Origin of the sequence: Pseudomonas putida (assembly GCF_002025705.1) — a bacterium.
Lineage (GTDB): Bacteria > Pseudomonadota > Gammaproteobacteria > Pseudomonadales > Pseudomonadaceae > Aquipseudomonas > Aquipseudomonas putida_J.
On record NZ_CP018846.1, the window covers coordinates 4,222,303 to 4,248,603 of the forward strand.

14 protein-coding genes are annotated in these 26,301 nt (G+C 63.9%); 7 read left to right on the plus strand and 7 right to left on the minus strand.

The features are described 5' to 3' along the window. Positions 1-124 precede the first annotated feature (124 nt). Complete coding sequence (locus BUQ73_RS18985) at positions 125-1,015, plus strand: DMT family transporter (protein WP_079229222.1); 891 nt, start codon at positions 125-127, stop codon at positions 1,013-1,015. On the opposite strand, the gene BUQ73_RS18990 is transcribed toward BUQ73_RS18985, so the two are convergent. Next, positions 1,016-1,297 (minus strand): SelT/SelW/SelH family protein, encoded by a 282-nt coding sequence (locus BUQ73_RS18990; RefSeq protein ID WP_079229223.1) that lies wholly within the window; start codon positions 1,295-1,297, stop codon positions 1,016-1,018. It lies immediately after the preceding gene. 67 nt (positions 1,298-1,364) lie between these two features. Here BUQ73_RS18990 and BUQ73_RS18995 point away from each other — a divergent pair, with 67 nt between their 5' ends. Then, the gene (locus BUQ73_RS18995; protein WP_079229224.1) at positions 1,365-3,551 is read left to right on the plus strand and encodes a patatin-like phospholipase family protein; all 2,187 of its coding nucleotides are present in this window, start codon (positions 1,365-1,367) and stop codon (positions 3,549-3,551) included. A gap of 146 nt (positions 3,552-3,697) precedes the next feature. On the opposite strand, the gene BUQ73_RS19000 is transcribed toward BUQ73_RS18995, so the two are convergent. Further along, on the minus strand, positions 3,698-4,135 hold the full coding sequence (locus BUQ73_RS19000; protein ID WP_079229225.1) for a MarR family transcriptional regulator: 438 nt from the start codon (positions 4,133-4,135) through the stop codon (positions 3,698-3,700). 139 nt (positions 4,136-4,274) lie between these two features. Continuing rightward, the gene (recQ, locus tag BUQ73_RS19005; RefSeq protein ID WP_079229226.1) at positions 4,275-6,419 is read right to left on the minus strand and encodes a DNA helicase RecQ; all 2,145 of its coding nucleotides are present in this window, start codon (positions 6,417-6,419) and stop codon (positions 4,275-4,277) included. Positions 6,420-6,664: 245 nt separating this feature from the next. Between recQ and BUQ73_RS19015 the strand changes: the two genes are divergently transcribed. Together BUQ73_RS19015 and BUQ73_RS19020 are read left to right on the plus strand one after the other, a co-directional pair. Continuing rightward, entirely contained in the window at positions 6,665-7,252 is a 588-nt protein-coding gene (locus BUQ73_RS19015) for a YecA family protein (RefSeq protein WP_027921055.1), read from the plus strand. Between the two features lie 7 nt (positions 7,253-7,259). Further along, positions 7,260-7,625 (plus strand): YbaN family protein, encoded by a 366-nt coding sequence (locus BUQ73_RS19020; RefSeq protein WP_079229228.1) that lies wholly within the window; start codon positions 7,260-7,262, stop codon positions 7,623-7,625. Between the two features lie 126 nt (positions 7,626-7,751). Here BUQ73_RS19020 and BUQ73_RS19025 read toward each other — a convergent pair whose 3' ends face one another. Beyond that, the gene (locus BUQ73_RS19025; RefSeq protein WP_079229229.1) at positions 7,752-17,102 is read right to left on the minus strand and encodes a retention module-containing protein; all 9,351 of its coding nucleotides are present in this window, start codon (positions 17,100-17,102) and stop codon (positions 7,752-7,754) included. Between the two features lie 467 nt (positions 17,103-17,569). Between BUQ73_RS19025 and BUQ73_RS19030 the strand changes: the two genes are divergently transcribed. From BUQ73_RS19030 to BUQ73_RS19040, 3 genes are all read left to right on the plus strand, one after another. Continuing rightward, a complete protein-coding gene (locus tag BUQ73_RS19030) occupies positions 17,570-18,943 on the plus strand; it encodes a TolC family outer membrane protein (RefSeq protein ID WP_079229230.1) in 1,374 nt (457 codons plus the stop codon). Positions 18,944-19,018: 75 nt separating this feature from the next. Continuing rightward, positions 19,019-21,154, plus strand: a complete 2,136-nt coding sequence (locus tag BUQ73_RS19035) for a type I secretion system permease/ATPase (protein WP_152031635.1) — start codon at positions 19,019-19,021, stop codon at positions 21,152-21,154. Positions 21,155-21,294: 140 nt separating this feature from the next. Next, positions 21,295-22,647, plus strand: a complete 1,353-nt coding sequence (locus BUQ73_RS19040; RefSeq protein ID WP_079229232.1) for an HlyD family type I secretion periplasmic adaptor subunit — start codon at positions 21,295-21,297, stop codon at positions 22,645-22,647. Between the two features lie 316 nt (positions 22,648-22,963). On the opposite strand, the gene BUQ73_RS19045 is transcribed toward BUQ73_RS19040, so the two are convergent. The 3 genes from BUQ73_RS19045 to BUQ73_RS19055 all read right to left on the minus strand — a co-directional run bounded on the left by BUQ73_RS19045 (position 22,964) and on the right by BUQ73_RS19055 (position 26,295). Beyond that, positions 22,964-23,554 (minus strand): tRNA-uridine aminocarboxypropyltransferase, encoded by a 591-nt coding sequence (locus BUQ73_RS19045; protein WP_079229233.1) that lies wholly within the window; start codon positions 23,552-23,554, stop codon positions 22,964-22,966. A 158-nt stretch (positions 23,555-23,712) separates the two neighbouring features. Beyond that, positions 23,713-25,278 carry a methyl-accepting chemotaxis protein gene (locus tag BUQ73_RS19050; protein ID WP_079229234.1) on the minus strand — a complete coding sequence of 522 codons (1,566 nt, stop codon included), beginning with the start codon at positions 25,276-25,278 and terminating at the stop codon, positions 23,713-23,715. 123 nt (positions 25,279-25,401) lie between these two features. Beyond that, on the minus strand, positions 25,402-26,295 hold the full coding sequence (locus BUQ73_RS19055; RefSeq protein WP_027918723.1) for a LysR family transcriptional regulator: 894 nt from the start codon (positions 26,293-26,295) through the stop codon (positions 25,402-25,404). Between the last annotated feature and the right edge of the window lie 6 nt (positions 26,296-26,301).

Genomic DNA, 26,301 nt, shown 5'->3' on the forward strand with positions numbered 1-26,301 from the left:
AAGATTTACACTTTGCTGCGCCGGCCTCATCGCGGATAAATCCGCTCCTACGCGGTACCTGTAGGAGCGGATTTATCCGCGATGAGGCCGGCACAGCCAGTAAAGATACAAGCAAGGACCCCATATGAACCACCGCACTGCCCTCGGCGCCCTGCACATCGGCGCGTTGTTCTTCGGCCTGACCGGCGTCTTCGGCAAGCTGGCCACCAGCGCCAGCCCGGCGATCATCGTCTTCGGCCGCGCCGCCTTCGCCGTGCTGGCCCTGGCGCTGTTCGCAAGCCTCACCGGCCCCGGCTGGCGACGCCTGAGTGGCCAGGACATGCGCCGCCTGCTGCTCGGTGGCGTGCTGCTGGCCGGCCATTGGGTCAGCTTCTTCATCGCTGTGAAAGTTGGCGGCGTGGCCATCGCCACCCTGGGCTTTGCCAGCTTCCCAGCCTTCACCGTGATCCTAGAAGGCTTGCTGTTCCGCGAACGCATCCGCCGCAACGAAGGCGTGCTGGTGGTACTGGTCAGCATCGGCCTGATACTGGTCACCCCGGCATTCGACCTGGCCAGCCAGGCTACCGGCGGCCTGCTCTGGGCGTTGCTCTCCGGGTTGCTGTTCTCGCTGCTGTCCCTGACCAACCGTGCTGGCTCCGGGCGCTTGCCAGCCGTGCAGGCGGCGCTGTGGCAGAACCTGGTGGTCGGCTTGTGCCTGCTGCCCTTCGCCGGCCAAGGCCTGAGCCAGGTAGCCGCCATGGACTGGTTGTGGATCGCCCTGCTCGGGGTCTTCTGCACCGGCGTCGCCCACAGCCTGTTCGTGGCCAGCCTGGGAGTGATCAAGGCGCGCACCGCCGCCGTAGTGTTCGCCATGGAACCGGTCTACGGTATCGCCGTGGCCTGGGCGGTGTTTGCCGAAACGCCAACCCTGCGCATGCTGTTGGGTGGCGTGCTGATCATCTTTGCCATCGTGCTGTCCAGCCGCATGGCCGCAGAGCAACCTCCCAGGCACAAGGCCGTGGCCGAGGGCGCCTGATCAGCGATCGTTGTGGCCCAGGTCGCGCTGCGGGTCGATCTGGTCGCGCACTCGCTGCTTGAGCACCTTGGCCTCGGGGAAACCTCCGTCAGCCTTGCGCTCCCAGATCTGTACGCCATTGCAAGTGATGCGGAAGACCCCACCGCTGGCCGGTTCCAGCGCTACCCGGCCAAGGTCGTCGGTGAAGGTGCTGAGCAGCTCCTGGGCCAGCCAGGCGGCTCGCAGCAGCCACTGGCATTGCGTGCAATATGTGATGACGATTTCCGGCTTGTTGTCGGCCATGCTGAGGCATCTCCAGGTAAGGGGCCGCTTATACTAGCGGTCTTTAGCCTTCGGTTTGAGACTCAAGATGCGCCGCCTGCTGTTCTGCCTTTTGCTGATGCTCACTGCCTTCACCGCATTCGCCGCCGAGCCCGCCCGTCCCAAGGTCGGCCTGGTGCTGTCTGGCGGTGCCGCCCGCGGCCTGGCCCACATCGGCGTGCTCAAGGCCCTGGAGGAACAGGGCGTGCACATCGACGCCATCGCTGGCACCAGCATGGGCGCGGTGGTGGGCGGGCTGTATGCCTCCGGCTACAGCGTCGAAGAGCTGGAAAGACTCGCCACCACGCTGGACTGGCAACAGGCGCTGTCCGATGCCCCGCCGCGCAAGGATGTGCCGTTCCGGCGCAAGCAGGATGACCGCGACTTCCTGGTCAAACAGAAGCTGAGCTTTCGCGACGACGGCAGCCTCGGCCTGCCCCTGGGCGTGATCCAGGGCCAGAACCTGGCTCTGCTGCTGGAAAGCAAGCTGGCCCACACCGCCGACACCCGCGACTTCGACAAGCTGCCAATCCCCTTCCGCGCCGTGGCCACCGATATCGCCAGCGGCGAGAAGGTGGTGTTCAGCCGTGGCCACCTGCCGCAGGTGATTCGCGCGAGCATGTCGATCCCGGCCGTGTTCGCCCCGGTCGAGCTGGATGGCCGCCTGCTGGTGGATGGCGGCATGGTCGACAACATCCCCCTCGACGTGGCCCGGGAAATGGGCGTTGACCTGGCCATCGTCGTCGACATCGGCACGCCGCTGCGTGACCGCAAGCAACTGGCCACGGTGGTCGATGTGCTCAACCAGTCGATCACCCTGATGACCCGGCGCAACTCCGAGGAACAGCTGGCCAGCTTGCACCGCGACGACATCCTGATCCAGCCACAACTGGCCGCCTTCGGCGTCACCGACTTCGGCCGTGCCCAGGACATGATTGACGCTGGCTACCGCGCCACCCGCCTGCTCGACACGCGCCTGGCCACGCTGCGCCAGCCAGAGAGCGACGCCAGCCTGGCCGTGGCCCGCTCGCCGGGCCAGCGCACGCCGGTGATCACTGCGATCAGGATAGAAAACGACTCCAAGGTCAGCGACGACGTGATCCGCTATTACATCCGCCAGCCAATTGGCGAGCCGTTGGCGCTCGACCGCCTGCAGACCGACATGGGCACCCTGTATGGCCTGGACTACTTCGACCGGGTGCAGTACCGCGTGGTGCACAAGGGCCACGACAACACCCTGGTGATCAATGCTCGCGGCAAGCGCGGCGGCACCGACTACCTGCGCCTGGGCCTGAACCTGTCGGACGACCTGCGTGGCGACAGCGCCTTCAACCTCGGCGCCAGCTACCGCATGAACGGCATCAACCGGCTGGGTGCGGAATGGCTGACGCGCGCCCAGATCGGCGACCAGCAGGAGCTGTACAGCGAGTTCTATCAACCGCTGGACGTGGGTTCGCGCTACTTCGTCGCGCCCTACCTGGACCTGAGCTCGCAGAACATCGAAGCGACCCTGGACAACGACCCTATCGCCGAGTACCGGTTGGAGCGTTATGGCTTCGGCCTCAACGTCGGTCGCCAGATCGGCACGTCCGGTGAAGTGCGCCTGGGCGTGGGCAAGGCCTGGGGCGAGGCCGAAGTGCGTATTGGCGATCAGGACCTGCCCTCGGTCAGCTTCAACGAAGGTTTTTACGAGCTGAAGTATTCGTTCGACACCCTCGACAACGTGTACTTCCCGCACAGTGGCGAGGACATCGGCCTGACCTTGCGCAAGTACGACAAGTCGCTGGATTCGGATGATGAGTACCGGCAGTGGCTGCTGAACCTGGACAAGGCATTCAGCGTCGGGGCGAACACCTTCGTGCTGGGTGGGCGTTACGGGCGAACGCTGGACCCGACGGAGGTGGTGACCTCAAGTTTCGTGTTGGGGGGTGCGCGAGAGCTGTCGGGCTTCCGCCAGGACTCGGTGTCAGGGCAGAACGTCAGCCTGCTGCGGATGGTGTACTACCGGCGCCTGACGCCGAGGGCCTATCTTCCGTTGGACTTCCCGTTGTATATCGGCGGGTCGCTGGAGCGTGGGCGGGCCTGGAACAACGACAACGAGTTCGACAGTGGCTACATCAATGCGGCGAGCATCTTCCTGGGGCTGGAGACGCCTTTGGGGCCGTTGAACCTGAGTTATGGAGCCAACAGTGCGAACGAGCAGGCGGTGTACCTGAACCTGGGGCATACCTTCTAGAGGGCTGGGGCCGCTTTGCGGCCCTTTCCGACCGGTCCGGCGCCCCGGCGAGGCCGCTCCTACAGGGGATCGCATATGCCTGTAGGAGCGGCCTCGCCGGGGCGCCGGACCGGTCGGAAAGGGCTGCGAAGCAGCCCCCGGAGGGATCAGGACTTTTCCAGGTTGCCGAGGATCTTGGCATGCACCCGCATGCACACTTCCAGATCCGCCTCATCCACGCCCGTGAACAGCTCCAGGCGCAGGGCGTTGGCAATGGTTTCGATCTGCTCGATCAGCGGCTTGGCCGGTGGGCACAGCAGGATTTTCTTCGCCCGCCGATCCTCCAGCACCGCCTGGCGGCGCACCAGGCCCTGGCTTTCCAGGCTGTCGAGCAGACGCGCCAGGGTCGGGCCTTCAACGCCCACGCTCTGCGCCAGCTCGCGCTGGGTGGGCGCTTCTTCGAAACGGGCCAGGTGCAACAACACCAGCCAGCGCGCCTGGGACAGGTTCAGCCCGGCCAGGCGGCGATCCAGCTCGGCGCGCCAGCCGCGGGACATCTGCGCCAGCTGCATGCCGAAGCGGTGTTGGTTGTCGGTCAGGGGCATAAGCAACTCAATAGACTAGAACTAATTGTTAGTCAGCTAACCATGCTCCGGGGGATCAGGCAAGGCTGCCCGCCCCGGAAACACCCGATAATCGTCAAAAAGGATGACAAACATCAGCAGTTGACAGAAATGCCGCCCATCAGAGCTCGAACTCCGCCGCCAGTGCCGCACGTATGCAGTACAGCACGCCTTCTGGCACCCGGGCGCCGAACAACGGCGCAATCGCCGACACCGGCGGCAGCTCGCCTTCGCCGTCGAGGAAGGCATCCTGCACTTCCATCATCAGGTCTTCCGGCAGGTCCAGCGCTTGCTCCAGGCTCAGCTCCTGGCGCCCAAGGGCCTCGGCCAACAGGCTGTAGACGTTCTTCTCACTGCAGTTGAGCTGCCCGGCGATCTGCGCCGGGGTCATGCCGGCACGGGCCAGGCTGACCAGTTCGTGGCGCAGGTCGAGCACCACCTTCGGCGCCTCCTCGGTGCCACCGGCGCCGTTGAGCACTTCGAGGAAGGCCTGGCCATAGCGCTCCAGCTTGCGCGCACCCACGCCGCTGACCTGGGCCATGTCGCTGAGGCTGGTCGGCTGGCTGCGGAGCATTTCCAGCAGGGTGGAGTCGGGGAAGATGACATAGGGCGGCACGCTGTGCTCTTCAGCCAGCTTGCGCCGCAAGGTGCGCAGCGCCTCCCACAGTTCGCGCTCTTCGGCGCGCACCAGTTGGCTGGCCGGGCTGCCGCCGCTGGAGGCCGCCTTGGCCACGGTCTGTGGCTTGAGGTCGCGGCGCAGCTGCAGGTTCACCTCGCCGCGCAGCAGTGGCCGGCAGCTGTCGGACAGGCGCAGGCCACCGTAGCCTTCCAGGTCGATGTCGACCAGGCCGCGCGCCACCAGCTGGCGGAACAGCGAACGCCATTCGGCCTCGGCCAGGTTCTTGCCGACACCGAACACCGAAAGCTTCTCGTGGCCAAAGTTGCGCACCTTCTCGGTGTCCTTGCCCAGCAGCACGTCGACCAGGTGGCCTACGCCATAGCGTTGGCCGGTGCGGAACACAGCCGACAACGCCTGGCGGGCAGGCTCGGTGGCGTCCCAGGTCTGGATCTGGTCGACGCAGTTGTCGCAGTGGCCGCAGGGCTGCTCAAGGGTTTCATCGAAATAGGCCAGCAGCGACTGACGGCGGCAGCGGGTTTCTTCGCACAGGGCCAGCATGGCGTCGAGCTTGTGCTGCTCGATGCGTTTGTGGCGCTCGTCACCTTCGGAGTTCTGCAGCATCTGCTTGAGCATCACCATGTCCTGCAGGCCGTAGGCCATCCAGGCATCCGACGGCAACCCGTCACGGCCGGCACGCCCGGTTTCCTGGTAATAGGCCTCGAGCGACTTGGGCAGGTCGAGGTGGGCCACGAAGCGCACGTTGGGCTTGTCGATGCCCATGCCGAAGGCAATGGTGGCGACCATGATCAGCCCCTCCTCATTGAGGAAGCGGTGCTGGTTGGCCGCACGGGTCTCCGCGGCCAGGCCGGCGTGGTACGGCAGCGCCGGGAAGCCTTGCTCGCAAAGGAACGCGGCGGTTTCATCGACCTTCTTGCGCGACAGGCAGTAGACGATGCCGGCATTGCCACGGCGCTCGCCGAGGAAGGCCATCAGCTGCTTGCGTGGCGACTCCTTTGGCACGATGCGATAGAAGATGTTCGGCCGGTCGAAACTCGACAGGAAGCGCTCGGCGCCCTGCAGGTGCAAGCGCTGGACGATCTCCTCGCGGGTACGCATGTCGGCGGTCGCGGTCAGGGCGATACGCGGCACGTGCGGGAACAGCTCGGCCAGTTGCCCCAGCTGCAGGTACTCCGGGCGGAAGTCATGGCCCCATTGCGATACACAGTGCGCTTCGTCGATGGCGAACAGCGAGATGTCGAGATCGCGCAGGAAGTCCAGCATGCGTGGCTGTACCAGGCGCTCCGGCGCCAGGTAGAGCATCTTCACCTCGCCCCGGCGCAAGCGCCCGGCCAGGTCGCGCTGCTGCTCCGGGCTAAGCGTGGAGTTCAGCGCCGCCGCGGCGACGCCGAGTTCATCGAGGGTGGCGACCTGGTCGTCCATCAGCGCGATCAGCGGCGACACCACCACCGTCAGGCCCGGGCGCAACAAACCAGGCACCTGGAAGCACAGGGACTTGCCGCCACCGGTAGGCATCAGCACCAAGGCATCGCCGCCATTGGCCACGCATTCGATGATCGCTGCCTGGCGCCCACGGAAACTGTCGTAACCGAAGATATCCTTGAGAACGCGCTGAGCCTGTTCGAGCATGTGCAACTCCACAAATCGCCGTACCATCCTGGACACAGGCTGGACGAAAAACCCGCCCCGCACACGCCAAAAGCGTAAGCGGCTTTTGCCAGATGGACGGGAAATCCCGCACCTGGATGAAAAACGGCGGAGTATACCGCAGTGCTGGCCCGCACAGGATGCCCGGTGACAGACGTTCCCTTTGCCCCGCTGCCGCCGCAAGGTGCTAGAATTCACTATCGTTTATTCCCCAAGGTAGCCCTGTAATGTCCTTCGCCGAGCAACTGACCCGCCTGCAAGCCTTCCTCGACGCCGACGAGCTGCACGAAGAAGCGCTGGACTACGTCGCCGCACACGGCTACCTGACCGCGCTGTCGATCTGCTCGGAAGTCGTTCCCGAGCGTGAATGGATCGACGCGCTGTTCGCCGAAGAGCCCCATTACGCCAGCGATGCCCAGCGCACCGAGATCGAAGCGACGCTGGTAGCCCTCAAAGGCCACATCGCCCGCCAACTGGCCAGCGACGAAGAATTCGACCTGCCATGCGACCTTGACCTGACCGACGAGCCGGACGATTCCGACCTGCGCGGCTGGTGCATCGGCTTCATGGAGGGCGTGTTCCTGCGTGAAGAGGCCTGGTTCGAGAACGCCGAAGAAGAAGTCAGCGAAATGCTGCTGCCGATCATGGTCGGTTCCGGCCTGTTCGACGAACAGCCTGAGTTCGCCGACATCGCCAGCAACGCCAACCTGCAGGACGACATGATCGTGCAGATCCCGGAAGCGCTGAGCGCGCTGTTCCTGCTGCTGCACGCTCCAGAAGAGAAGCCGGCGCTGCTCAAGCCACGCCACCACTGAGTCGGCCGTGCGCTACCTGCTGCTGGCCGTCGGCTGGCTCAGCGTTGCGCTGGGGGTGCTGGGGATCTTCCTGCCGGTGTTGCCCACCACCCCGTTCCTGCTGCTGGCTGCGGCCTGCTTCGCGCGCAGCTCGCCGCGCTTTCACGATTGGCTGGTCAACCATCCCAAGCTTGGGCCGTGGATCCGTGACTACCTGAGTGGCGAGGGTATTCCACTCAAGGGCAAGGTCTACGCCATCGGCCTGATGTGGGCGAGCATCGGCCTGTCCTGCTACCTGGTACCACTGTTCTGGGCCAGGGCCTTCATGCTGACCAGTGCAGTGCTGGTCAGCCTGTACATCCTCAAGCAGAAGACCTTGCGCCGATCGGGCTGACCCCTGCTATCGCCTGTGCCGCCCTCTTCGCGGCTAAAGCCGCTCCTACAGGTACTCTGCAGCTCTCAAGGGCTGCGAAGTATCTGTAGGAGCGGCTTTAGCCGCGAAGAGGGCGGCACAGGCTGATCAGACCGTATCCACCTTCAACGAATGGTCATTGATCATCCCGTTGATGATGGTCGCAGTATCATGCCCCGCCGAAATCACCCCGCCCGCCCCTGCCGTCACCCCGTAATGCTGGGCCAGGTCGACCCCGGCCAGGTCGATGGTCTGGGTCGGCGCCGCACCCGCCACGCTGCTGACTTCGATGGTCGAGACCACATTGGTGCCGCTGCCGCTGACCTTGAAGTGCAGGTAGTCATCCAGCGAGGCCGAAGTGGCATTCTCGCCCTGCAGCAGTTGCGACAGGTCCAGACGGTCGCTGCCCGGAGTGAAATCAGTCACCGTGTCATGCCCGGTGTCGCCCTTCTGCCAGACGAAAGTGTCGTTGCCGTTGCCACCGGTCATGATGTCGTCACCTGGCCCGCCGATGAGGATGTCATTGCCATCACCGCCCTTGAGCACATCGTTGCCCCGGCCACCGCTAAGCGTGTTGTCGCCGGCATCGCCGATCAAGGTGTCGTTGTAATCGGAGCCGATCAGGTTCTCGATGCTGATCAAGGTGTCGATGCCTGCGGCACCGGTATTCTGTGGGCCGTGCAGGCTGAGGTCGACCGTCACACCTGCGGTGGCCGAGGCATAGCTGGCGGTATCGTTGCCCGCGCCGCCATCTAGCAGGTCGTTGCCAAGGCCGCCGATCAGCAGGTCATCGCCATTGCCCCCGTGCAGGGTGTCATTGCCCGCACCGCCTACCAGCACATCATGGCCGTCACCACCGTTGAGGATGGTGTCGGCATTGCTTGCCATCAACACATCATCGCCTGCCGTGCCGTTCAAGGTGCTGCCGGCCTGGTAAGTGATATCCACCGCGCCAGCAGCACTGCCGCCATGGCCATCGGTGACCGTGTAGCTGGCCTGATGCACGTCATTCACGGCGTTGCTGTAGTCCACCACCATGCTCAGCTTGTAGTTTTCGGCGGCCTTGCTGTTGTCCGAGGGGTTGATCTGGTTGACCACATGGATGCTGTACACCCCGTCATGGCTGGCGGTGAAGCTGCCGCCATCGGCAATGGGCTGATAGCTGCCGTTGGCATCCTTCCACTCAAGGCCTACGTTGCCGTCGGGGCGGTCATGGTCCAGGTGAAGGGTCTCGCCCTTGCGCAGGCTGACGGTAATCACATCCTCGGCATTGGCATGACTGCTGTTGATGTCACCGAGGTAGCCGAGCACCACCAGCGCTGCGGTCATGCTGCCAGCAGCAGTGGTGAAGGCGCTGCGCTCCAGGGCCTTGAACTGGTTGTCGAGCGAATTGCCATGGCCATCGAAGGTGATGTTCGGGACGCTAGTGCCGAGGGTGAAGCCGGCCCCCTTGTCGGCAAAGTTGGTGTTCACGGTGATCGGCGCCGCACTCAAATGGTCGTTGTCGAGATCACTGTCATTGGCCAGCAGCACTTCGGACGGCAAGGTGATACTGGCGCCGGTGATGTTGGTGATTACATGGTCAGCCACCGCCACCGGTGCATGGTTGCCATTGATCATTATCAGCAGGTCGGCACTGCTGGTATCGCCGTCATTGTCGCTGACCGTGAAGCCGAAACGCTCGGGCGGGCTGCTGCCATTGCCATTGGGTGGCGTGTAGGTGAACTCGCCGCTGTCCATGTTCACCAGCAGGCTGCCGCCCAGGTTGGTCTTGATGGTGAGTGTGTTGCCCGTGGTGTCGAAGCTGGCATTGTCTGCGCCACCACTGGCCGAATACCCACCCTGCCCCGCGTTGGCTTTCGGGTCGTAGGTGTAGGTGATGCCGTCGACCAGCAGAGCCTTGATGAAGCCGCCATCGGCACCGAAAGTGCCATCACTGAGGAGGCTGCCGGTAATCGGCGAACCCTGCACGGTACCCGACAGCACGCCATAAAGCTGGTTGAAGTCGCTGACGATCACTGCATTGGTGTCGGTATGGCTGCTGCCGTCATAGGCCAACGGGTTCAGGTTGTCCGCGTGGATATCCTTGCCCAGGCCAATGGCGTAGGACTTGATGCCATTGCTGTCGAGGAACGTCTCCCAACTGGTTTCGCGGGAAGCGGTCATGGCATGCCCGGCGCTGGGCTCGCCATCGGAGAAGAAGTAACTGACGTTCTGCGCACCCGCCAGCTTGCCATTCTGGGCATAGGCCGCCTGGGCAGCGGTGGCCGCACTGTCGTAGTAGGTCGAACCACCGGCGTGCAGGCCGTTGACGATCGACTTGGCGACGTCGATGCTGACCCACTCCGCCGACTGGATCTGCGCACCACCGCTGAAGGTGACGATCTGCACCTTGATGTCGCCCATGCCGTCGTACTTGTCGAGCAGCGCAGCGATGGCATGTTTGGCCGCGTCCAGCCGGGTCAGGCCTGGTATGCCGGAGGCAGAATCCATGCTGCCGGACACATCGATCACCAACAGGATGTTGGAATCCAGATGGCCCGGCGTGATGCTGCGCTCGGCGCAGACCGCATTGGGCACATCGTCGACGATGGTGATGGCAATGTTGTTGGTGATGCTGTGGCCGAGCGAATCGGTCGCCTTGTAAGTGAAATACTCGACCGCCGAATCGGCGCCCGGGGTATTGGCAGGTGAAGTCAGCGTATAGGTGTAGCTGCCGTCAGGGTTGATGCTGATCTGCCCATACTGGCCGACAGCGTTGCCAACCAGGCTGAAGGTCAGCGCCCCCACGGCATTGGAAACGGAGCCTGCCAGCGAGCCGCTCGCCGTTTCACCGGTCGAGGCCGGGTCACTGCCCGTGACGCTGCCGGCTGCCAGGTCATTGCCGTCCTTGTGCAGGTCCAGCGCTTTCTCGTACACCGTGACTTCCTGATCCCCGCAAACCTGGAGCCTTGGGTCATGCACGTTGATGGCCAGGGTCGTGGTGCTCTCGTCGCCATCGGCATCGCGGATGGTGTAGACGAAGGTGTCGACGGCATCCCGCGGCGATACCACGTCCGGGTTGGAGTGGTAGACCGCGTTGCCCTTCTCGTCGATGGTCAGGTAGCCATACTGGCCATTCACCTGGCTGTTCAGCTGGCCGATCGCCGAGGTGCTGGTGTCGCTACCGGCGCGCACACCGACCACGTAGTTGCCGTCGCTGCGCACGTCGGCGCCGACCACATCGTTGTACATCACGTTGCCGCGTACGTCCTCGCCCTTGTACACGCTGACAAAATCGCTATGGGCTTGCGGCACGTCGTCGACGATGGAGATGATGATGGTACTGGTGGCCGAATGGCCGTAAGCGTCCTGAACCTGGTAGGTAAAGGACTCCGTCACGGTGTTGGCACCGTCGTTGGCATGCACCGGCGAATTGGCCGGTGAGGTCAGGGTATAGGTGTAGCTACCGTCGGCATTGAGATGAATCTGGCCGTACTGGCCGACTGCATTACCCACCAGGCTGTAGGACAAAGCGCCTATCCCGCCAGAAGCCAAGCCGGCCAGGCTGCCAGTGGCTGTTTCAAGGGGCGATGTCGGGTCGCTGCCAGTAACTGTGCCTGCGGCGAGGTCGCTGCCGTCCTTGCTCAGGTCCAGGGCTTTTTCGAACACCGTGACGCCACCATCCATGCACACTTCGATGCGCGGGTCATGCACGTTGATGGTCAGGGTCGTGGTGCTTTCGTCACCATCGGCATCGCGGATGGTGTAGACGAAAGTGTCGACGGCATCTCTCGGCGACACCACGTCCGGGTTGGAGTGGTAGACCGCGTTGCCCTTCTCGTCGATGGTCAGGTAGCCGTACTGGCCACTCACCTGGGTGTTCAGTTGGCCAATGGCCGAGGTGCTGGTGTCGCTACCGGCGCGCACACCGACCACGTAGTTGCCATCGCTGCGCACGTCGGCACCGACCACATCGTTGTACATCACGTTGCCGCGTACGTCCTCGCCCTTGTACACGCTGACAAAATCGCTATGGGCTTGCGGCACGTCGTCGACGATGGAGATGACGATGGTGCTGGTGGTCGAGTTGCCTACCGAGTCTTTCACCTGGTAGGTGAAGGTTTCGGTGACGGTGTTGGGGCCGTCATTGGCGTGGGTTGGCGAGTTGGCCGGTGAGGTCAGGGTGTAGGTGTAAGTACCGTCGGCGTTCAGGTGAAGCTGGCCGTATTGGCCCGTGGCATCGCTCACCAGGCTGTAGGTCAACGCACCGACACCGCCGCTGGCAGAACCGACCAAGGTGCCGGTGGCGGTTTCACGGGTCGAGTCCGGGTCGCTGCCGGTGACACTGCCGGCGGCCAGGTCGTTGCCGTCCTTGTGCAGGTCCAGGGCGTTTTCGTAGACCGTGACATCACGGTCGGCGCAGGCCATCAACGAGTTGTGCACGTTGATGGTGATTGTCGTGGTGCTTTCGTCACCATCGGCATCGCGGATGGTGTAGACGAAGGTGTCGACGGCATCCCGTGGCGACACCACGTCCGGGTTGGAGTGGTAGACCGCGTTGCCCTTCTCGTCGATGGTCAGGTAGCCGTACTGGCCATTCACCTGAGTGTTCAGCTGGCCGATGGCCGAGGTGCTGGTGTCGCTACCGGCGCGCACACCGACCACGTAGTTGCCATCGCTGCGTACGTCGGCACCGACCGCGTCGTTGTACATCACATTGCCGCGTACTTCGTCCCCCTTGTACACACTGGTGTAATCGCTGTGGGCTTGCGGCACGTCGTCGACAATGGTGATGACGATGGTGCTGGTGGCCGAATGGCCGTAAGCGTCCTGAACCTGATAGGTAAAGGACTCCGTCACGGTGTTGGCACCGTCGTTGGCATGCACCGGCGAATTGGCCGGTGAGGTCAGGGTGTAGGTGTAGCTACCGTCGGCATTGAGATGAATCTGGCCGTACTGGCCGACAGCATTACCCACCAGGCTGTAGGACAAAGCGCCTATCCCGCCAGAAGCCAAGCCGGCCAGGCTGCCAGTGGCTGTTTCGAGGGGCGACGTGGGGTCACTGCCAGTGACTGTGCCTGCGGCGAGGTCGCTGCCGTCCTTGCTCAGGTCCAGGGCTTTTTCGAACACCGTGACGCCACCATCCATGCACACTTCGATGCGCGGGTCATGCACGTTGATGGTCAGGGTCGTGGTGCTTTCGTCACCATCGGCATCGCGGATGGTGTAGACGAAAGTGTCGACGGCATCTCTCGGCGACACCACGTCCGGGTTGGAGTGGTAGACCGCGTTGCCCTTCTCGTCGATGGTCAGGTAGCCGTACTGGCCATTCACCTGGCTGTTCAGCTGGCCGATGGCCGAGGTGCTGGTATCGCTACCGGCGCGCACACCGACCACGTAGTTGCCATCGCTGCGCACGTCGGCACCGACCACATCGTTGTACATCACGTTGCCGCGTACGTCCTCGCCCTTGTACACGCTGACAAAATCGCTATGGGCTTGCGGCACGTCGTCGATGATGGAGATGACGATGGTGCTGGTGGTCGAGTTGCCTACCGAGTCTTTCACCTGGTAGGTGAAGGTTTCGGTGACGGTGTTGGGGCCGTCATTGGCGTGGGTCGGCGAGTTGGCCGGTGAGGTCAGGGTGTAGGTGTAGGTACCGTCGGCGTTCAGGTGAAGCTGGCCGTATTGGCCCGTGGCGTCGCTCACCAGGCTGTAGGTCAGCGCACCGACACCGCCGCTGGCCGTGCCCGCCAGGCTGCCAGACGCGGTTTCACGGGGCGAGTCAGGATCGCTGCCGGTGACACTACCCGGGGCCAGGTCGTTGCCGTCCTGATGAACATCCAGCGCACTTTCGTGGACCGTTACCCCGCCAACCGGTCCAGCGACGAGCGAGCAGTCCTGCACATTGATCGTGATGGTCGTGGTGCTCTCGTCGCCGTCAGTGTCACGAATGGTGTAGACGAATACATCACTGGCGCCTGGCGGCAGCACCGCGTTCGGGTTGGCGTGATAGATCGCGTTACCAGCCGCATCGATGGTCAATGTGCCGTACTGGCCGGAGATCTCGGTATTGAGATTGCCGATGGCGGATGTCGAGGTGTCGGAGCCAGCGCGTGCACCGACCACGACATTGCTGGTACCTGCCTGGTCTGCGCCCAGCTTGTCGTTCCAGAGGACATTGCCCGTGACAGTCCCACCTTCCACGACGCTGGTGGTATCTGCCCCTGCCTGCGGCACATCATCGACGATGTTCACGTCCAGGCTGCCAGTGGCGGTGCTGCCGTCGACGTCTTTGGCGACCACCTCGAAGTGTTCGCTGATGCTGTTGCTGCCGGCACCGTCCGGGTGGCTTTCGTTGCCGGTCAGGGTGTAGCTGTAGCTCACCACCCCGGTGGTCGGGTTGTAGCCGGTGATGGTCAGCGTGTTGCCTTCCGGGGTGGTCACCGATTGCGGGAAGCCGGCAGCCACGCCTCCGGTCACTACCGAGATGCCACCAACCGTCAGGCTTTGCAGACCATCCGGCGCCGTAACCTTGAAGGTGCCTTGCTGGGTCAGTGCAGCCGCGTCCGGCGCGGTGCCGTCGCTCAGGTGCTTCTCGTAGACAGTCAGCTCGCCGCCCCGCGCGTCCAGGCCATCGAGGGTGACAGGGTCGTTGAGGTTGCTGATGTTCAGCGTCAGGGTCGCCGAGCTGGTGTCGCCGTCGGCGTCCTTGATCGTGTAGGTGAAGTTCTCCACCCCATTGCCGCCACCGCCCAGGTTCTTGAAGTCCGGGGCGTTGGGGTTGAGGGTGTAGGTGTAGGAGCCGTCTGCGGCCAGCACCAGCGTGCCGTAGGTGCCGGTGAAGGTGCCAGCGATGACCGGGCCACCCGCCACGCGGTCGGCGCCTTGCACGTCGTTGCTCAGTACATTGCCGGTCAATTCTGTGTGTTGTTCGGTCGCTGTGACAGCGTTGCTGTCATCCACTGCCTTCGGCACATCATCGACGATGTTCACGTCCAGGCTGCCAGTGGCGGTGCTGCCGTCGACGTCTTTGGCGACCACCTCGAAGTGTTCGCTGATGCTGTTGCTGCCGGCACCGTCCGGGTGGCTTTCGTTGCCGGTCAGGGTGTAGCTGTAGCTCACCACCCCGGTGGTCGGGTTGTAGCCGGTGATGGTCAGCGTGTTGCCTTCCGGGGTGGTCACCGATTGCGGGAAGCCGGCAGCCACGCCTCCGGTCACTACCGAGATGCCACCAACCGTCAGGCTTTGCAGGCCATCCGGCGCCGTAACCTTGAAGGTGCCTTGCTGGGTCAGTGCAGCCGCGTCCGGCGCGGTGCCGTCGCTCAGGTGCTTCTCGTAGACCGTCAGTTCACCGCCCCGCGCGTCCAGGCCATCGAGGGTGACCGGGTCGTTGAGGTTGCTGATGTTCAGCGTCAGGGTCGCCGAGCTGGTGTCGCCATCGGCGTCCTTGATCGTGTAGGTGAAGTTCTCCACCCCATTGCTGCCGCCACCCAGGTTCTTGAAGTCCGGGGCGTTGGGGTTGAGGGTGTAGGTGTAGGAGCCGTCTGCGGCCAGGACCAACGTGCCGTAAGTGCCGGTGAAGGTGCCGGCGATCACCGGGCCGCCCGTCACGCGGTCGGCGCCTTGCACGTCGTTGGTCAGCACATTGCCGGTCAATTCTGTGTGTTGTTCGGTCGCTGTGACAGCGTTGCTGTCATCCACTGCCTTCGGCACATCATCGACGATGTTCACGTCCAGGCTGCCAGTGGCGGTGCTGCCGTCGACGTCTTTGGCGACTACCTCGAAGTGCTCGCTGATGCTGTTGCTGCCGGCACCGTCCGGGTGGCTTTCGTTGCCGGTCAGGGTGTAGCTGTAGCTCACCACCCCGGTGGTCGGGTTGTAGCCGGTGATGGTCAGCGTGTTGCCTTCCGGGGTGGTCACCGATTGCGGGAAGCCGGCAGCCACGCCTCCGGTCACTACCGAGATGCCACCAACCGTCAGGCTTTGCAGGCCATCCGGCGCCGTAACCTTGAAGGTGCCTTGCTGGGTCAGCGCAGCCGCGTCCGGCGCGGTGCCATCGCTCAGGTGCTTTTCGTAGACCGTCAGCTCACCGCCCCGCGCGTCCAGGCCATTGAGGGTGACCGGGTCGTTGAGGTTGCTGATGTTCAGCGTCAGGGTCGCCGAGCTGGTGTCGCCGTCGGCGTCCTTGATCGTGTAGGTAAAGTTCTCCACCCCATTGCCGCCACCGCCCAGGTTCTTGAAGTCCGGGGCGTTGGGGTTGAGGGTGTAGGTGTAGGAGCCGTCTGCGGCCAGCACCAGCGTGCCGTAGGTGCCGGTGTAGGTGCCGGCGATGACCGGGCCACCCGCCACGCGATCGGCGCCTTGCACGTCGTTGGTCAGCACATTGCCGGTCAGTTCGACCTGCTGCTCAGTCGCAGTGACCCCGTTGCCATCATCGAATGCCTGGGGTGCATCATCGTGGATGATGACATCCAGCGAGCCCTGGGCGACATCACCGTCGCGGTCACTGACCAGGACCGGCAAGTGCTCGGTCAGCGACTTGGCCCCATCATTCTCGATATGTTGCCCGGATGCGGAGAGCGTGTAGGTGTAATTCACCTCGCCGGTGCTCGGGTTGTAGCCGGTAATGGTCAGGATGTTGCCCAGCCCGGTGGTGATCGACTGGCCAACGCCGGTCACCGCGCCACCTGTCACCACGTTGATGCCAGCGACACTGAGGTTGAACACACCGTCCTGAGCCACCACGGTAAAGCTGCCGTGCTGGGTCAAGGCCGCCGCATCACTGGCAGAGCCCAACGGCAGGTTCGCCTCGTTCAGGCTCAGCTCACCGGGGGCGATATTCAGCCCCAACAAGGTGACGGGATGATTGGGGTCTACCGTCGGGATGGAAGGCTCTGTAGGGGGCGTGCCTGAATCGCCGTTGCCGCCGCCAACGGGACGACCGTTGAGCGAACTGCCATTGCTCGGGTCAAGGCCGCCTACCTCGCGGTTGGCCAACTCTGGAATGCCATTGAAGCCCGCCGTCGGGAAACCCACCTGGGGATCGACACGCGCACCGACTTCATTCAGCAGGACGAAACTGTGGCCTCCCCCCAGCTCCCCGGACGCCATCCCGCTGTGTGACCCGGCGGCGGTTGCCTCAGCGCTTTGGGTGGGGTCGTCGCCAGCTGCAATTGCCTGCTGGATACGCTCCACATCACTCAGTTGCGCGTCGCTCGGCGCAACGTCGTGGCCCTGCCCATGGGGCGCCCGGCTGGCGAGCAGGTCCGGCGTCATCTCCAGGCTGCTGTCGCGGCCCAGGGTCAATTCGGCACCGTTCTGCAGGCGGACCGCCACGGCCCCCGCAGCTCCCGTCTCCAGTTGCTCGCCAGCGAACAGGCGGTCGCCTTCGATCAAGGGGCGCCGGCTGCCATCGCCGGCAACCGCGAAGACCTGACCAATCACCTTGCTGACCACACCGACTAATTTAGCCATGAGCGAACGCCTCCCCTTACTGATCGGCTACTTCAGCCAATGACTTTGCGCAGGCAGATGTGGGCATGGAGTCCGAAATATCTCAACGGTGAGAATCGTTCTCTCAGGTACTACTTTGGCGATAGTAATAATGTAAGTTGGCCATCATTTGATGCCAATTTTTTGTCGCCAAATACTGCTTCCACCCATCCGTTCCGCGTCCTTAGCTGAAAATAATCTGGAACCTGCTGCAGTGCTTGTAGACCGCGCCTTGCAACCGCGCGCGAATTCACTTGGATGAAACAATGTCTTGCTTTCGTTAGACCGCATAAGTTTTTTTTCGCATAGGCGTTATGAAAAAAAATTCTTAGCTCGCGCGTTAAATGTTCTTAGCTCTTGTTACAAACATGAAACGGTTTGAATTATAAATTTCGTCATTTTTTTGGCGAATAGCAGGACTTTTTTTGTGACCAGGGAGAAGTAACCCCATGCGCGTTTTCACCCCCCTCGCCAGTGCAATGCTGGTAGCCATGGCATGCACGAACGTCGAGGCGATGTCCCTCAACGAAGCAATCCAGAGTGCCGTGGATTACCACCCGCAAGTCAGCTCCAACCGCAACAGCAAGCTTTCGGCCGATGAGGACGTCAAATTCGCCCGTGGTGGTTACTACCCGACCGTGGATCTGGTGGCAGGTTATGGGCGCCAGCGCTCGGACAACCTCAATACCCGGGGCCTCAACCCGGACGGCACGACCAACCACAACAAGGAAACCCTGAACTACACACAGTCGGAACTGCGCCTGCGGCAGATGATCTTCGACGGCTTCAACACCGCCAATGAAGTGGGCCGCACCGAAGCGGTGGCGACCTCTCGCGCCTACTACACCCAGGCCATCGCCCAGGACGTCGCCTTGCGTACCGTCGAGGTATATCTCGAGGTACTCAAGCGCCGTGAACTGGTGACTCTGGCCAAGAACAACCTGCAGGCGCACCTGCGCGTCAACGACCAGATCGGCCTGCGCAGCGAACGCGGCGTCGGCAGCACCGCTGACCTCGACCAGTCCCGCGCCCGTCGCGCCCTGGCGGAAAACAACCTGGACACGGCCGAAGTCGACCTGGCCGATGCCGAGGCCAATTTCTACAGCGTGGTGGGCCGCGTGCCCGATGAGCTGGAAGGGCCGCAGTCGATCAAGGTGGACGTGCCGGGCACCCTCGACGAAGCACGCGAAGGCATGCGCCAGAACAACCCGTACCTGAAATCGGCACAGGCCGACGTCAATGCCGCCGAACAGCAGTACGAAGTGGCCAAGTCGCCTTTCTACCCACGCCTGGACGCCGTACTGGCGACCGGTGCCGACAACAACATTGGCGGTGAGAAGGGCCACAGCAACAACGACTGGCAGGCCGGCGTAGAACTCAACTACAACCTGTTCCGCGGCGGCAGCGACAAAGCCCGCCTGCAGTCCGACGCGCACAAGATCAACCAGGCCCTGGACATCCGCAACAATGCGCTGCGCGAGCTGACCGAAAACCTCAGCCTGTCCTGGAACGCCATGAACAACGCCCGCAAGCAGACCCCGACGGCGCGTGAGTACGCGGAAACCACCCAGCGTGTACGTGCGGCCTACCAGGACCAGTTCGGCCTTGGCCAGCGCACCCTGCTCGACGTGCTCGACAGCGAAAACGAGCTGTACAACGCCAACCGCCGCTACACCGAAGTGCGTTACACCGAAGAGTTCTCGATGTACCGGGTGCTGGCGACCATGGGTGAACTGCTGAGCAAGCAACGCATTTCGCTACCACCGGAGGCTATCGCCAACAACGAGGTCCGGACCGAGGCCAGGCTGCCCGACATGCGCTGAGCATCGCACGCGCTGGCACGGATCGCCTGCACAGCAACCCATCCACCCTGGCGGGAGTAGGCCATCGTGACCAGTATGCAAAGTGCGCAGCCGCGCCCGGATGTCGATGACCCACTGCTCGATGGCCTGCTGATCCTGTGCCGGCTGCATGGCCGCCCGGCCAGCCGCGCCAGCCTGTGCAGCGGCCTGCCCCTGGCCCAGCAGCGCCTGGGCGCAGACCTGCTGCCACGGGCCGCAGCGCGTGCCGGCCTGCAAGGGCGGGTATTGGAACGGGCGCTGGATGGCATCTCGGCGCTCAACCTGCCCGTACTGCTGTTGCTTGGCAATGGCCGCAGCGCGGTGCTGCAACGCTGGGGCGATGACGGCCGGGCACTGATCCTGCCCTGCGAAGCCGAAGGCGGCGAGCAATGGGTCGAACGTGAGGCACTGCAGCAGGCCTACAGCGGCCACGCCCTGTTTGCCCGCCCGCGGCATACCCTGGAAGACGTGCGTTCGCCGCTGCTGCCGAGGGTCAACGCCTGGTTCCGCGACACCCTGCGCCATTCCCGCTGGCTGTACGGCGACGCCCTGCTGGCCAGCCTGCTGATCAACCTGCTTGGCCTGATGGTGCCGTTGTTCGTCATGCAGACCTACGACCGCGTGGTACCCAACCAGGCGCTGTCGACCTTGTGGGTGCTGGTCGCCGGCCTGTTCATCGGCACCGCCTTCGAGCTGGTGCTGCGCATGGTCCGCGCCCACCTGCTGGACCAGGCCGGCAAGAAGACCGACCTGATCCTCTCCGCCACCCTGTTCGAGCGCATCACCGGCATGGCCATGAAGGCCAAGCCCGCCACCATCGGTGGTTTCGCCCAGAGCATCCATGACTTCCAGGGCCTGCGCGAATTTCTCACCGCGGTCACCCTGACCAGCATCATCGACCTGCCTTTCGTGGCCCTGATGCTGCTGGTGATCGGCCTGCTTGGCGGCTGGCTGGTGCTGATCCCGCTGATCGCCTTCCCGCTGGCAGTGGGCTTTGCCCTGATCATCCAGGCCCGCCTGCGCGACACCGTACAGAAAAGCCTGAACCTCGGTGCCGTGCGCCAGGCCCTGCTGATCGAAACCCTGGGCGGCCTGGAAACTCTCAAGGCCTGTGGCGCCGAAAGCGAACGCCAGTACCAGTGGGAGCACACCAACGCAGCCATCGCCCGCCTCGACGCCCACGCCCGCAACCTGTCGTCGCTGGCCAGCAACGGCACGTTGTTCATCCAGCAGTTCTGCGGCATGGCCACCATCGTTGCCGGTGTGTACAGCATCATCGCCGGCAACCTCAGCGTCGGTGCGCTGGTGGCCAGCTACATGCTCGGCAGCCGAGTGCTCGCCCCACTCGGCCAGATCGCCGGGCTGATCACCCGCTACCAGCAAGCGCAACTGACCATGCGCAGCACCGACGCGCTGATGGCCCTGCCCCAGGAGCGTCAGCTCGACCAGCAGGCGCTGGAGCACACCACGCTCAAGGGCGCACTGGCGCTGAGCCACGTCAGCTTCCGCTACCCGGGGCAGACCAGCCCGGCGCTGCAGGACGTGAACCTGGCCATCACCCCCGGCGAGCGCATCGGCATCATCGGCCGCAGCGGCTCGGGCAAGAGCACCCTGGGCCGCCTGCTGATGGGCTTCCACCACCCCGACGATGGCCAGGTGCTGCTGGACAACCTCGACCTGCGCCAGCTGGACATCGCCGACCTGCGCAGCCAGATCGGCTACGTTGCCCACGACTTGCCCCTGCTGGCCGGCAGCCTGCGCGACAACCTGACCCTGGGCGCGCGCCATATCAGCGATGCGCGCATGCTCGAAGTGGCCGAGCTGACCGGCGTCAGCGAGCTGGCCCGGCAACACCCCAACGGCTTCGACCGCCCGGTGGGCGAGCGCGGCCAGCTGCTTTCCGGCGGCCAGCGCCAGGCCGTGCTGCTGGCCCGCGCGCTGCTGCTGGAGCCGCCGATCCTGATCCTCGACGAGCCGACCAGCCACATGGACAACAGCAGCGAAGAGCAACTGCGCCAGCGCCTGCTGGCCTGGGTGCCAGGCAAGACCGTGCTGCTGGTGACCCACCGCACCTCGATGCTCAGCCTGGTGGACCGGCTGGTGGTGCTGGACAACGGCAAGGTCGTCGCTGATGGGCCGAAGGATGCGGTTGTCGACGCACTGCGCAAGGGCCGCATCGGCTCGGCCCTTTGACTCAACATATTCAACCCTGTGGCAGCGGGCTTGCCCGCGAAGCAGACACTGCGGTGTGTGGCACCGGCTTTGCCGGTGTTCGCGGGCGAGCCCGCTCCCACAGGGGCCGCACCTTGCCACTGAGAAAAGTGAGGTAGGCCATGTCCTTGAGCCATAACATTCGCAGTAGCCATGGCACCGACAAACGGGCCGAGCGCGACTACATGCCGGAACTGGCAGGCGCCACCCTGCAGGATTCGCCTCGCCTTTCGCGCCTGACCGTGTGGCTGGCCGCAGCGTTGCTGCTGGTGGCGCTGGCCTGGGCCAGCCTGGCGGTGCTCGACGAAGTCACGGTCGGTGAAGGCAAGGCGATCCCATCTAGCAAGGTGCAGGTGGTGCAGAACCTTGAAGGTGGCATCGTCACCGAGATCTTCGTGCGCGAAGGCCAGATGGTCGAGAAAGGCGCCACCTTGCTGCGCCTGGACGATACCCGGTTCAAGTCCAACAAAGGCGAAAGCGAGGCTGACCGTTACGCCCTCACCGCCCAGGTCGAGCGCCTGTCGGCAGAAGCCGAAGGGCGCCCGTTCGTGCTCTCGGACGAAGTGCGCGCCAAGGCGCCCCAGGTCGCCGAAGACGAAATCGCCCTGTATGGCTCGCGCCAGCGGCGCCTGGCCAGCGAAAAGCAGACCCTCAACGAACAGCTGCGGCAGAAGAACCAGGAACTTGCCGAGTTCCGCTCCAAGGTCGATCAGTACCGCTCGGCCGTGGCACTGCTGCAGCAGGAAACCGACATGTCGGCGCCGCTGGTGAGCAAGGGCGCCATTTCCCCGGTAGAGATCCTGCGCCTCAAGCAACGCACCGTCGAAGCTCGCGGCCAGCTCAACGCCACCAGCCTGGCCATCCCCCGCGCCGAAGCGGCGATTGCCGAGATCAAGAGCAAGATCGAGGAGTCCGATGCAGGCTTCCGCTCGGACGCTGCCAAGGAACTCAATGACAAGCGCACCGAGCTGTCCAAGATCACTGCCACCAGTATCGCCATCGACGACCGGGTCAACCGCACCACCGTGGTGTCACCGGTGCGCGGCATCGTCAAGCTGCTCAAGGTCAACACCATCGGCGGTGTGGTGCAGCCGGGCAGTGACCTGGTGGAGATCGTGCCGATCGAGGACAACCTGCTGATCGAGGCCAAGGTGCGCCCTCAGGACGTGGCCTTCCTGCACCCGGGGCAACCGGCAATGGTCAAGTTCAGTGCCTATGACTACACCATCTACGGCGGGCTCAAGGCCAAGCTGGAGCTGATAAGCGCCGACACGGTCACCGACGACAAGGGCAATGCGTTCTACCTGATCCAGGTGAGAACCGAGAAGAACCACCTGGGCGGGGACAACAAGCCGTTGCTGATCATCCCCGGGATGGTGGCCACGGTGGATATCATCACCGGGCAGAAAAGCGTGCTGGATTACCTGCTCAAGCCGGTGCTCAAGGCCCGCACCGAGGCGCTGCGCGAACGGTGACTGGTTTGGATTGTGTGAGAGCGGACAGGTGCATGCCGCTGCATTTTCGGCGCCTGTGAAATCGAGCGCCGCCCGCGCGGCGCATCGCGGATGAATCCGCTCCAACATTTGTTGCAACGTGGCCACGCCTGTGAAGCCATGGTTGTCAGCCTTGTCTGTAGGGCTCAAGCCATGCGCCAAGGCTGGCAACCATGGCGTTACAGGTTCGGCACGTTGCAACAGATGTAGGAGCGGATTCATCCGCGATGCGCCGCGCGGGCGGCGCTCGATTTCACAGGCGCCGAAATTCTCGCGGCGTAAACCTTTGAACTCCCGCTCAATGGTTGCGCTCGAACACATCAACCCCCATGGCCCTGATCTGCCCCTCGATCAACGCCTCGAACGGCCGAAGCAGCTCATCGAAACTGGCAGGCTGTTCCAACACATTCAACGCCTGCACCACCGCCTCGATGGTCGACACCGCCCCCGGCTCCGGGGCCTTGCGCAGGCGATAGCGGGATGGCGCCACCTCAGCCAGAGTCACTCGGGGCAGAGCATCAAGCAGCGGGTTCAGGTACAGCAGCTTGCGTGCCTTGCGCCAGGTGCCGTCAGGGACGATCAACAGTAATGGCCTGTCATCCGTTTCGCCGTAGGCTACCAGCGCCTGGGCCTGCTCGCCCGGGAACAGCAGCACAGGCCGATAGCCTGGGGTGGCCAATAGCTCGGCAAGATCAGCGAACACTTCCCCGACCCGCAACTCGGCATTGACCAGGCCAAGGGCAGCCAGGCGGGCAGTGTTCAGGGCGTGGGCGGTTTCACTGGGGTGCTGCAACAGGAGCACGCGGGTGCGGCTGTCGAGGCTGGGAATCAGCAGGCAGAGGCAATGGTCGAGCGGGCGCTGGCAGCGTTCGCAGCGGGGTCTGGGCATGGGCTTCTCCGTTGGCGGAGTATTTTGCCATATGCCGAAATTTTGGGCCCGCTTTGCGGGCCATCGCCGCGGCTCCCACAGAGATATCACCCGACTCTAAGGCGGTGAAGATCCCTGTGGGAGCGGGCTTGCCCGCGAATGAACCTGAAAACCCGGACCTACCGGTTGAACCGCTCCGCCAGGCTGTGCAGGTATTCGGCCATCCGCTCCAAGTCCAGGCTGATCTCTGCCCCCTGCTTGGCCTGCCCCGCCGTCTGGTCGCACAGCTGGGCAATCCGCACGATCTGCTGGTTGATGTCCTCGGCCACATGGCTCTGCTGCTCCGACGCCGTGGCCATCTGCTGGCTCATGCCGGTAATGCGGCTGACCGCCTGGGCAATCCCGGCCAGCGCCGTCTGCACCGCCTCAACGCTGTGCACGCTGTCCCGCGAAATCTGCTCGCCACGGCTGGCGGTGCTCACCGCCCGCTCAGCCCCGGCACGCAGCGAGGCGATGATCTGGTGAATCTCGTCAGTGGAAGCGCGCGTGCGCCGGGCCAGCGAACGCACCTCGTCGGCGACCACGGCAAAGCCCCTGCCCTGCTCGCCCGCCCGGGCCGCCTCGATCGCGGCATTGAGCGCGAGCAGGTTGGTCTGCTCGGCAATCGAGGTGATGGTGTCGACCACGCTGCCAATCGACTGGGTCTGTTCGGCCAGGGCATTGACAGCCTGGCCGATGTCGCTGACCGCCTCGCTCATGCTGCCCATGGCCTTCAGGCTCTGCTGCGCCAGTTCGCTGCCGTGCTGGGCCAGTTGATCGGCATCGCCAGCCGCGTGAGCGGTGCTCTGCACATTGTGGGTGACCTCCTGAATGGTCGCCGCCATCTGCGCGATGGCCGTGGCCGACTGGTCGGTCTCGCTGCGCTGGCGGTCGAGCATCTGCGCCTGGGCATCGGACAGGTCGGCCGACTGCGCGGCGCGTGACTTCACGCCGACGCCGGCATCCACCAAGCGGGTCAGCGCGGTTTGCAGGCGCGCCTCTTCGCTGATGATCGCCAGGTCCAGCTGGCCCCGCAGGCCGGGGTTGTCACTGTAGGTCAGGGCCACCAGGGGGCTGGTGAACGCCTTGGGGTGTTCAGCGAGCGTGCGGCGGATCGCCTGGCTTTGCTGATGCTCGATCAGGTACCAGGCCACCAGCAGGCTTGCCATCAGTACTCCCAGTGCCGCATAAGCCGGCAACCACAAGTAACCGGCTGCGGACACCAGCCCCGCACCGATCAGTGGCCAGCCATGCCCCAGAAGCTGGCCCAACCGGGCCGCCGCTGGCACCGCCGACTTGCCCCCGCGCAATCGTGCATAGAGCGCTTCGGCACGGCGGATCTGCTCACGGCTTGGCACCGAGCGCACCGACTCGTAGCCACTAATCCGGCCATTCTCGTAGATGGCCGTGACATAGGCGCTGACCCAGTAATGATCGCCGTTCTTCGCGCGGTTCTTGACCACGCCCATCCAGGGCTTGCCCTGCTTGATGGTCTCCCACATATGCCCGAAGACCGCTGGCGGCATATCGGGATGGCGCACCAGATTGTGCGGCTGGCCGACCAGCTCGTCGTAGGTGAAGCCGCTGATCGCAACGAAGGCATCGTTGCAGTAGGTGATGCGGCTGTTGAGGTCCGTTGTGGAGATCAGCCGCTGATCGCCGGAAAAGGTTCTTTCGTGCTCAGTGACGGGCAAATTCATGCGCATCTTGGGGCGGTCCCTGCTCGTATAGATGAAGGGCATCACAGCAAGTAGAGGTTTAGCAGAACGCCATCATCAGAGCGGTCAGCTTTATGCAGGAAATGGACTACTTCCGACGGGCTGCATTCATCAGCCCACGTAGAGCTGGCTTTTGAGCAGGTCGCGGAAGGTCTGAATCAGTGGCTCGCGGCTGCGGCCACGGCGAATGATCAGCGAGAATGGCGCCTGATAGCCGAAAGTGGCCGGCGATAGCACCCGCAAGTCGCCCTTGTCCGCCCACGCCTGGGCGTAGTGCTCGGGCAGATAGCCAATGTAGGCGCCCGAGAGGATGAGGATCAGCTGCGCCTCCATGCTCTCGACTGTCGCCGCACTGTGCTTGAAGCCATGCCGGGCCAGCTCGGCCTGGCTCCAGTAACCGCGCCCGACCATGCGCTGCTGGGTCACCACCTGCTCAGGGATGCGCCTTTCGGCGAACAGCGGGTGGCGGCTGCTGCAATATAGCCAGTGCTGCTCGCGGTACAGCGGCTGGTAAAGCAGGCCGCTCATGCGCGAGGAGAACGCACCGATGGCCAGGTCCAGGCGGTTGTCCTGCACCCCCAGCTGCAGTTCGTAGGGGCTGGATACCGACAGGTGCAAGTGCACGGCCGGGTGTTCCTGGCTGTAGGCGCCGATCACTTCGGCCAGCGGCAATGCGCGATCGCCGACGGTGGAGTCGATCACACCGAGGTTGAGGGTGCCGCGCAGCTCGCCCTTGAGCGCTGCAGCGTACTGTTCGAAACCATCCAGCTCGGCCAGCAGGCGCAGCGTCTCCTGGTGAAACAGCTCGCCTTTGCTGGTCAGGCTGAAGCCGCCCCGGCCGCGGTGGCACAGGACGATACCCAAGGCGCCTTCGAGCTGGCTCATGTAGGTACTGATGGCCGAGGTCGACAGGTTGAGCTCGCGCTGGGCATTGGCGAACCCCTGGTGGCGCACCACGCTGACGAAGATGCGCAGCAGTTTCAGGTCGGGCAAGGTCGAGGCCATGGTGCA